A 9,533-nucleotide genomic window follows, 5' to 3' on the forward strand; every position below is an offset into this window, starting at 1 on the left:
CTCTGTCCTGAAGACAGCCACGTCCATGCAGGGATTCTCTTTGAATTTCACGGAAATGATGCCGCAACGATAGCACAGCCCAGGAAAATGCAGCGAGCCCAGCGCCCCAAAACGGTGCTGGGTACCGGACAGCGACCCAGGCCTCAGTCCAGTTCCAGCATCAACCCGCTCAGGCGCTTGACCTTGCGCCGCACCGCCTCTTCGAACACCCCGGCCCGAGGCTCGATCAGGCTGAACCAATCCTTGGCCCGGGTGATACCTGTATAGATCAGTTCCTTGGTCAGTACCGGATTCAGGGCATCGGGCAGAATCAGCGCAGTATGGGCGAACTCCGAGCCCTGGGACTTGTGCACGGTCATGGCGTAGACAGTTTCCACGTCATTGAGTCGACTCGGCAGCACCAGGCGTACCCCGCCCTGGCCATCGTTGCGCGGGAAGGCCACCCGCAGCACCTGACGTCCGGCTTGCGGCCCCTCATGTTCCGGCAGTTTGAGGGCGATGCCGATATCGCCATTCATCAGGCCCAAGCCATAGTCGTTACGGGTCATCAGCACCGGGCGACCTTCGTACCATTGCTGGTCGCTGTCGATCAGGCGAGCCTTGAACAACGCCTGGGTGACCCGCTGGTTCAATCCTTCGACGCCCCACGGCCCCTTGCGCACCGCACAGAGCAACTGGAAGCGGTCGAAGGCCTGCAGGACACTGCGCGCCCAATCGGTCCAACGGCGGTCCTCCAGGGCGGTGTCGGTGGGTGGACGCTGGCTGCGCAGCACATTCAGGTAATGCCGATAGCCTTGGGGTCCCTCGCCGTGGCCCTCCAGCAAGAGCCGCTCAAGGGCCCGGTCCTGCTCGCCCTTGAGACTCAGGCCGTACAAGTCCGCATGGCTGCGAGCCGCCAGCAGGCGCCGCGCCTCCTCGGCCTGCTGTTGATTGACCCAGCGCGCCAGCTGGCCAATGCCACTGCCTTCACCAAAGCGCCGGGAGTGGCGCAGCATCACCACCTGCTGCGCCAGGGGATGCTGGTGCCCGCTGTCTTCCTGCAAGCCACTGGCGCCGAGGTGCTCAGCGCTGACCGCCTCCAGCCAGGCGCGAGTCTGCGGGTTGTACCAGCCGGCCTCGGCATCGCGACACAGATCACCGAGCACCGCCCCCGCCTCCACCGAGGCCAATTGATCCTTGTCTCCCAGCAGCACCAGGCGTGCATGAATGGGCAGGGCGTCCAGCAGATTGGCCATCATTTCCAGGTCGATCATCGAGGCTTCGTCCACCACCAGTACATCCAGGGGCAGGCGGTTGCCGGCGTGGTGGCGGAAATGCCGGGTGCCCGGGCGATTGCCCAGCAAGCGGTGCACCGTGGTCACTTCGCTGGGGATCTTTTCCCGTACCTCGTCGGCGACCGCCAGGGACCGCACTTGCAGGCTGATGGACTCGGTGAGGCGGGCCGCGGCCTTGCCAGTGGGCGCCGCCAGACGAATGCGCAAGGGTTTGCGCGCCTCCACCGCCGGAGCCTGGAGCAATGCCAGCAGACGCACCACGGTGGTGGTTTTGCCAGTGCCGGGGCCGCCGGTGATGATGCTGAAGGCGCCTCGGGTAGCCAGGGCGCAGGCGAGCTTCTGCCAATCGATGGGCCCGGCAGCCTTGGCCGGGCCAAACAGCCCGTCCAGGCGCTGGGCCAGATTCTCCGGAGTCGCTTCCGTCGACGCCAGACGCTGGCGCAGGGCGTTGTCGATCCGCCGTTCATAGGCCCAGTAACGCCGCAGGTACAGGCGTTTTCCGGACAGCACCAAGGGCCGCTGCTGGGACGCCTCGCCGTGATCAGCCGACAGGGCCACCAGCCGGCTGCCGGCCAGGACCTTGCACCAGTGCGCTCCCTCAAGATTCGCCAACACCAGGGAAGGCAGCACCGTGGCACCGCCTTGCGAGTCCCCTTCCGGCGGCAGCGACAGAGCGAAATCCGGCTCCTTGAGGGTTTCGAACAGGTCCAGGCAGACATGCCCATGACCCAACTGGTGACTGGTCAGGGCCGCGGCCATGAGCACCAACGGATCGCAGCCGGGGTCCAGCTCATGGAGGAAGCCGACAAAGGCCTTGTCCAGGGCTCGCAGCCAGCCGCGTTCGACCCAGCGCTCTAGCAACAACAGCAGGTCTTCGGCGCGAGCCAGGGGCGCCAGGTCGAACTGGGGCGCTGGCGGCTCGACCAACTCGGCAAACAGATCCTGGGTCATAACAGCACTCCCTGTTCCCAGGCGGGCTCGGCCTTGGGCGGCTCGGGCTGGCCCTGGAACATGCGGTCGAGGCGTTCGATCAACTGCCGTGGCGGCCGGGCAAAGTACGCGCCCTGGCTCGCGGAGCGGCTACCGCGTAAGAACAGGTACAAGGCGCCGCCGATGTGCCGATCGTAATCGTAGTCCGCCAGCCGGGCCTTCAACTGCCGGTGCAGCGCCAGCAGGTAGAGCACGTATTGCAGGTCGTAGCGGTTGTCGAGAATCGATTGTTCCATCGCCTGCTCGGTGTAGGCCGCGTCGTCCACGCCCAGCCAGTTTGATTTGTAGTCGGCCACGTAATAGCGGCCCTGATGTTCGAATGTCAGGTCGATGAAGCCCTTGAACATGCCATTGAGCAGCACCGGCTCGGCGGTGACCCGAGGCGCGCCCTGGTGGGTCTGCTGGCGTACCTGCTCGTCGAGCTTGAGCACGTCGACCTTGTGGCTGGCAAACCAGAACTCCATTTCGACCCGGTACTGGGTCAGTCGCCCCAGCACCACTGGCGGTTGCCCGTCCCCCACAGGCAAGGATGCCTGCAACAAGTGCTGCAACCAATCACTGAGTGTCGGAATCCAGCCTTGCCAGCCGCGACGATTGCAACGGCGGGCGATGGCATCCTCGATCACCTCGGGGGCGGCGGCAAAACCCTCCTCCCCGGCCCATTCCAGCAAACCGTGAAGAAAGGTGCCGGGGTTCGGGCCCCGGGGAAAACGGTGAATATCGCCACCACTGGCGGCGACTTCCCGAGGGGCCTCGGGGTCCAGCCGCTCATCGTCGAAGAGCTTCTGTGCCTGGGGACTTTCCGGTGCTTCGGTGTTGCCGGCGCCCAAGGTATCGCTGATGCGCAAGGCACTGTAGGAGGCTATCCACCAGTTCTCCGCCGCGCGTCGAATCGGCTGCAGCGGGGCCAGCAGGCTGGCGTCATTGCGCGGCGGGTAGAAGCGCTGGTCATCGGCCGCAGGCAGCTCGCTGACACCGATGGCCTCACAGCCTTGCTGCAAGTCCAGGAGCCAGCGCAGCAATCCCTTGGACTCGCCCAACAGAGCACCGCCGCCAAGCAGGTAGCCCAGGGCCGACAAGTGCAGCACCGAGCTGCTGTGGTTGCCCCGCTTGAGGTCGGCCACTCCCAGCCAGCAGGCATGCTGGGCACGGGTCAGGGCCACGTAGAGCAGACGCAGATCCTCCGCCAGGCGCTCCTCGTCAGCCTGGGCGATAAGCTCCGGCGTCGGTCGCAAACTGACCTGGGCCTTGCCGGTTGCATCGTGGTAATGCAGCGGCAGACGACTGCCATCCACCGGCTTGGTGGAGCAGATGAAAGGCAGGAACACCAAGGGGTATTCCAGGCCCTTGGACTTGTGGATGGTCACCACCTTGACCAGTTGCTCGTCGCTTTCCAGGCGCAGGATCTGCTCTTCACCGGCCTGCCCGGACAACGCCAGGTGCTCGGCCAGATGGCGAATCAGCGCCTGTTCACCGTCCAGTTCCGCAGCGTTCTGCTGCAACAGTTCAGACAGGTGCAGGAGGTTGGTCAGCACCCGCTCGCCGTCGCTGCGGGCCATCAGCGCCTGGGGCAGCTGGAAGTCATGGAGCAAGCGTCGGAGCATCGGCAGCACGCCCTGGCTGCGCCAGATCGTCCGGTATCCGCGGAACTGCATGACTCGGGCTTCCCAGGCCAGTTCGTCCTGGTTCAGCCGCTCCAGCTCCAGCAGCGGCAGGTTCAGGGTCAGGGACGCCAGGGCCGCGCGCAGCGGCCGCTCCACGTCCGGCTCGGCGCAAGCCTTGAGCCACACCAGCACATCCCGGGCTTCCTGGGCGGCGAACACCGAGTCCTTGTCCGACAGGTACACACTGCGCACCCCGCGGGCCGCCAGCTCGCCGCGCACGGCCTGGGCCTCCTTGCCATCGCGCACCAGGATCGCGATATCCGCCGGCAGCAAGCCTTTCAGCGCTTGCTGCTCACGGACAAACCCACTGCGCCCCTGCTGGCCGCCATTGAGCAGGCCGACAATCGCAGTGGCGCAAGCCGCCGCCTGATGCTGGCGATACTGGGCACCGGACAGCGGCTGTTCCGAAGGCAATTGCCAGAAGTTAAGTGCCGGCACCGGCTGGCCGTCGACCAGCAGTTGCTCCTTGCGCCCCTGGGCGGCCACCGCCAGGAATGGCACCGGGTTCTCGCCATCCGCTTCGCGAAACAGGAAGGCTCCCTGTCCCTGCGGCCGCTGTTCGGCTTGCAGGAACACATGGTTGACCGCGCTGACCATGGCCTGGCTGGAGCGGAAGTTGGTGCCCAGGGTGTGCAGGCGCCCGCTGGTGGCCTGGCGTGCCCGGAGGTAGGTGTAGATATCGGCGCCACGGAAGGCGTAGATCGCCTGCTTGGGATCGCCGATCAGGAACAGGCCGGTCTCGGGGTCGTTGGCCTCGATCCGGTAGATGCTTTCGAAGATCCGGTACTGCACCGGGTCGGTGTCCTGGAATTCGTCGATCAGGGCCACCGGGAACTGCTCGCGGATCAGGGTCGCCAGGCGCTCGCCGCCATCGCTCTGCAGGGCGCTGTCCAGGCGCAGCAGCATGTCGTCGAAGCCCATCTCGGCGCGCCGCCGCTTCTCCTCTTCGAAACGTGCCCCCACCCATTGCGCGGCGTGTTGCAGGACCGCCGCATCCGGGCTGGGCAAGGCATCGAGGCTGGCCTTGAGCCCGGCCATGGCGTCGAGCCCGGGGTGATCAGGGGCCGCGCCTTTCCAGGCCTCGCTCATGCCTTCGGGGGTCAGGCGGGTGAAGCCGGTGCCGATGTCCAGTTGCTCGACGGATTCGTCCTCGGCCCAGGCACTGATCTTTTCGAACCAGGGCTCGAAGAACCGGGCCTGCATCTTGCGCCCGTCGACGCTCTTGCTGGCCACGCCTTGCAGGCAGATCTCCCGCAGTTGCGCGGCCCACTCGCGCCAGGGCGCCTTGATCTGCACCAGGGCTTCACGACGTTCTTGCAGGCAGGCTTCGATCAACTCGCTCGGCGTCTGTTCGGGTGGGTCCCGACGCTCGTTGCCGAACATTGCCCGCACTCGGGGCATGAGTTCGGCCGGCCCGACCCAATTGCTGCGCACCCAGTTCAGGGCATCACCCTGCATCGGGTAGCAGAACAGCCGCCAGTAATCGCGCAGAACCTGGCCCAGCAAGTCGCTGTGGTCGGTTTCCAGGGTCTGGGTGAACAGGCTGCCGCTGTCGAACGCATGTTCGCGCAACATGCGCTGGCACCAACTGTGGATGGTCGAGACCGCGGCCTCATCCATCCATTGCGCGGCGATGTCCAGGCGATTGGCACAGGCGGCCCACTGCTCGACGGGGTATTGCTCACGCAACTCGACGATCAGGCCATCGGGGGCGCTGGTTTCATCGCGAAAGAAGCGCGCGGCTTCCGCCAGGCGCGTGCGAATGCGCTCGCGCAATTCCTTGGTGGCGGCATCGGTAAAGGTCACCACCAGTATCTGCGGCGGCAGCAATTCACGCCCGAAACCCGCCGCCTCGCCGCCATGGCCCAGCACCAGGCGCAAGTAGAGCGCGGAGATGGTGAAAGTCTTGCCGGTACCGGCACTGGCCTCGATCAACTGGCTGCCGCGCAGAGGAAATGCCAGGGCCAGGGGAGCTTGTGCAGTCATGCGCCTGCCTCCTCGCCGAGCGCCGAACGCCAGGGAGCATTCAACAGGGGTCGATAAAGGGTCTCGGCCCAACCGCTGAAGGTTTCATCGGCGATCAGTGCGTTGTAGTCGGCGAATTGACGGGCCAGGGCCGGGCTTTGCCGGCGTTCGCCCTCGCTGTTCTGGCCGTCGCCATCGTAGGTCTTGCGTGCAGCGGCCGCGGCTTTGTCCGGGTCGCTCTGGCCCAGCCAGGCGAAGGCGGTCTTGATCGCCACCGGCAGCGGCTGGCGCATGCCGGCCTGCCAGGCCTGCAGCAGGTTGCCGAGAATCTGCCGGGCCACCTCCTGCTCCAGCGGCGGCAACAACAGGCTGTCATCGCTGGCCACCAGCGCGGTGGTCAAGGAGTAGCCACTGGCGCAGGCCAGCAGATGATTGACCCAAGGCTTGATCAGCCGATGCCATTTACGGGTCTTGGTCGAGCCGATGCCGTTGGGGATGGCGCTCACAGCCAACAACCCGCCATCAGCTCGCTGGTGCAGGCTGCTGAGCCAACCTTCCAGGCGCACGCCTTGCAGTTCCAGGCTCACCGGCAGCGCACTGGTTACCGGGGTCGGCCACAGGTCGAGCAGTTGCCGATAACGCTGCAACAGGTCCGGCAGGGGCTCCAGCAGTTCGCGCTGCAGGCATTCGCCAAAACCGGCCATGGGCAACAGGCCACTGGCTTGCAGCCTCTGGGCCTGGGCCTGCAAGGCTTGCTCGGGCTGCGCTGCGTCGCCCAGCGCCGCTTCCAGCAGGCTGTCGCTGAGGCTGTAGCGCTGCAGGGCATCGAGCACGAAGGGCTCTTCATCGGCCAGCGGTGCTTCCATGGCTTCAAAGAACACCTTGAGCCTTTGGCTGAAGAAATGCCGCACCGGGTTGCGCAGGAAATCCTGCAACTGGGCAAGGCTCAGGGGCTCGTCCTGGACATAGGGTTCCAGGCGTTCGACTGCGCCCAGTTCCTCTCGGACCTGATGCAGCACTTGCCACTCCCGGGCGTAGCTGAAGAGCGTGTCGCTGTCGTGGAAATAGCGGGCACTGAAGGGTTGCAGGGGATGCTCCTGGGTCAGGGCCTCCAGCAGGGAGTCCTGCTCATCGGGCAGCCGCCAGCCGCTGGCCAGGTGATCGCGCAACTGGCCGATCAGGACCGAGGCCGGGCGCTCGCTGTTGTCGCGAATGCTGCGGCCAACCCAACTGACATAAAGTTGGTCACGAGCCGAGAGCAGGGCTTCAAGCAGTAGGTAACGGTCGTCTTCGCGCCGTGATCGGTCGCCGGGGCGGTAGTCGCTACCCATCAGGTCGAAGTCCAGAGGCGGCTGCGCCCTGGGGTAATCGCCATCGTTCATGCCCAGCAGGCACACCAGCTTGAAGGGAATGGCGCGCATCGGCATCAGGGTGCAGAAGTTCACCGCTCCGGCGAGGAAACGCTGGGACAGGCGCCCTTGGTCCAGGCCAGCCAGCCAGGCTTCGCGGACCACCGTCAGCGGCAACTGATCATGCAGGCCCACAGACTCGCAGGTTTCCAGCCAGTTTTCCCGCAGGTCGTCGAGCTGTCCCAGCAGGTAATCATCGTGCTCGTTGCTGGCAAGGAAGAACTGTTCCAGCAGGTTGTGCAGGCGCTCGCCCCACTCCGCCGGAACCGCCGGCAGGGTGAGTTGCTGGTAGGCGATCTGCAGGGCGTCAAGAAGGGCGACCAGGGGACCGATCAGCGCCGCATCCAGGCCACCGATCTCGTCATAAGGCTCGATACCGTCACAGGCGTCGGAGCGGCCGACGGCATAACCCAGGAGCATGCGCCGCAAGCCGAAACGCCAGCTGTTCTGCTCCAGTTCCGGGGGCAGCCCCAGTTCTGCGCGCTGCTCGGCATTCATTCCCCAACGGATGCCGGCACCTTCAATCCAGCGGTGCAGGGTTGGCAGGTCGGCTTCGTCGACGCCAAAACGCGCACGCAGGGCTGGAACGTCCAGCAGGTCGAGAATCTCACTGACCGGAAAACGACTGTCCGGCAGCTTCAATAGATGTTCGACGGCGATCAGCAGCGGGTCACGGCCACGCTGGCCCTGGTCAGTGAGGGTAAAGGGAATGAAGCGCCGGTCATCCCGCTCCAGCTGGCCGAACACGGCGCGGATATGCGGGGCGTAGCTGTCGATGTCCGGGACCATGACGATCACATCCCGGGGCCGCAGATCGGGCTCTGCACTGAAGCGCGCCAGGAGCTGGTCGTGAAGGATTTCCACTTCTCGCTGGGCGCTGTGGGCAATGTGAAAGCGGATCGATTGATCGTGCTGGATATCGACCTGCGGCCACAACTCACGTGTTTCGTTCAGCGGGCGCAGTTCGAGAATGTCGTCCTGCAATTGCTGGAGCATGCTGGCCGGCTGGCTGTCACTGAACAGATCGATCCGGCCATCGCGAAAAGCGCTGCGATAGCTGTTGGGATCGTCATAGCTGTCCAGCAGGTTGATGTAGTCACGGCCTTGCTTGCCCCAGGCGGCCAGCAGCGGGTGGGCGTGCTGGTGCAGGGTTTGCGGATCCAGGGCCTGAGGCATGCCGGCCTTGCGCGCCTGGCGTTTGTATTGGTGGCGCAGCAGGTCCTTGTCGGCAACGATATCGGCCCAGTGATGGCGACAAGGGTTGTGCACACACAGCAGCACCTGACTGAAGCGGGCCAACCCGGCCAGTGCCTCCAGGGCCTGGGCCGGCAGCGAAGAGATACCGAAAACGATCACTCGGGACGGCAAGCCCCTGGGCGCCACCTCCAGTTGGTTGATCCGCTCGATAAAGCGCTGGTGAACGCCTGCGCGACTCTGGGCCATCCCCTCGGTGCCGACATCCAACAGCAGCGCGCGCCATAGCTCGGCCTGCCAGCAGTTGGCAGGCGTCAGGGCCTTGGTTTCACCACGACCATTGCGCAGTTGGTGGCGGCCGGCGGCCCAATCCTCCAGCCAGTCGGCTCGATATACCTGGTATTGGTCGAACAGATCGGCCAAACGCTCGGCCAATTGATAGCGCTTGCGCAGGTCACTGTCGTGGGTCAGGAAGCGTTGCAGGGGTTCGAAATGCGGCTCATCGATCAACTCCGGCAACAGGCGCATCAGCCGCCAGGTCAGGGGAGCTTTATCCAGCAGGGATTTGGGCGGGATTTCGTCTCGCCCCAGGACCAGGCGGTACAACTGCCACATGAAACTGCCCGGCAATTGCACATCAATGGCAGCGGCAATACCGCAGCCACCGCCGTCATCCACTTCGGGGTCTTCGGCCAGGGCCAGTTTCAGCCATTGGGCGATACCGTTGCTCTGTACCAGGGCAATTTCATTTTCCAGGGGCGCCAGGGGATAACGCCGCATCCAGCTGACCACCAGGCTGCGCAACTCGTCCAGGCGGTTACCGTGAACCACCATGAAACCAGGGTTGAGGGACGAGGCGTCCGGCATAAAGGCTTCCTTGGAGAATGCAAAAAGCTAGGCCGGAACCTTAGCACTGTCACGGGGTGGTGGCAGCCGGACCGAGCAAACAGCGGAAGAGAAACTGCTGCAGCTTTTCTGTCGCGCAAAAACAAAACCCCAATTGCTTTCGCAATTGGGGTTTCGGAATTTAATCTTGA

At 64.7% G+C, this 9,533-nt stretch carries 3 protein-coding genes; all 3 read right to left on the reverse strand.

Going from position 1 to position 9,533, the window contains the following annotated elements; genetic code table 11:
* Positions 1-143 precede the first annotated feature (143 nt).
* From recD to recC, 3 genes are read right to left on the reverse strand one after another with little or no spacing between them, the layout of a single operon-like run.
* A complete protein-coding gene (gene recD, locus BLX41_RS00350; protein ID WP_123723299.1) occupies positions 144-2,225 on the reverse strand; it encodes an exodeoxyribonuclease V subunit alpha in 2,082 nt (693 codons plus the stop codon).
* Positions 2,222-5,914, reverse strand: a complete 3,693-nt coding sequence (gene recB, locus BLX41_RS00355) for an exodeoxyribonuclease V subunit beta (protein ID WP_123723300.1) — start codon at positions 5,912-5,914, stop codon at positions 2,222-2,224. Before recB ends, recD begins: the two co-directional genes overlap by 4 nt.
* Positions 5,911-9,363 (reverse strand): exodeoxyribonuclease V subunit gamma, encoded by a 3,453-nt coding sequence (gene recC, locus BLX41_RS00360; RefSeq protein ID WP_123723301.1) that lies wholly within the window; start codon positions 9,361-9,363, stop codon positions 5,911-5,913. The genes recB and recC overlap by 4 nt, the downstream gene beginning before the upstream one ends.
* Positions 9,364-9,533: the final 170 nt, after the last annotated feature.

The sequence above is a fragment of the Pseudomonas protegens genome, assembly GCF_003732485.1.
Taxonomy (GTDB): Bacteria; Pseudomonadota; Gammaproteobacteria; order Pseudomonadales; family Pseudomonadaceae; genus Aquipseudomonas; species Aquipseudomonas protegens_B.

Excerpts from the sequence above, each read along its gene's own strand:
- recD (WP_123723299.1), bottom strand. The coding sequence starts at position 2,225 with ATGACCCAGGATCTGTTTGCCGAGTTGGTCGAGCCGCCAGCGCCCCAG.
- recB (WP_123723300.1), bottom strand. The coding sequence starts at position 5,914 with ATGACTGCACAAGCTCCCCTGGCCCTGGCATTTCCTCTGCGCGGCAGC.
- recC (WP_123723301.1), bottom strand. The coding sequence starts at position 9,363 with ATGCCGGACGCCTCGTCCCTCAACCCTGGTTTCATGGTGGTTCACGGT.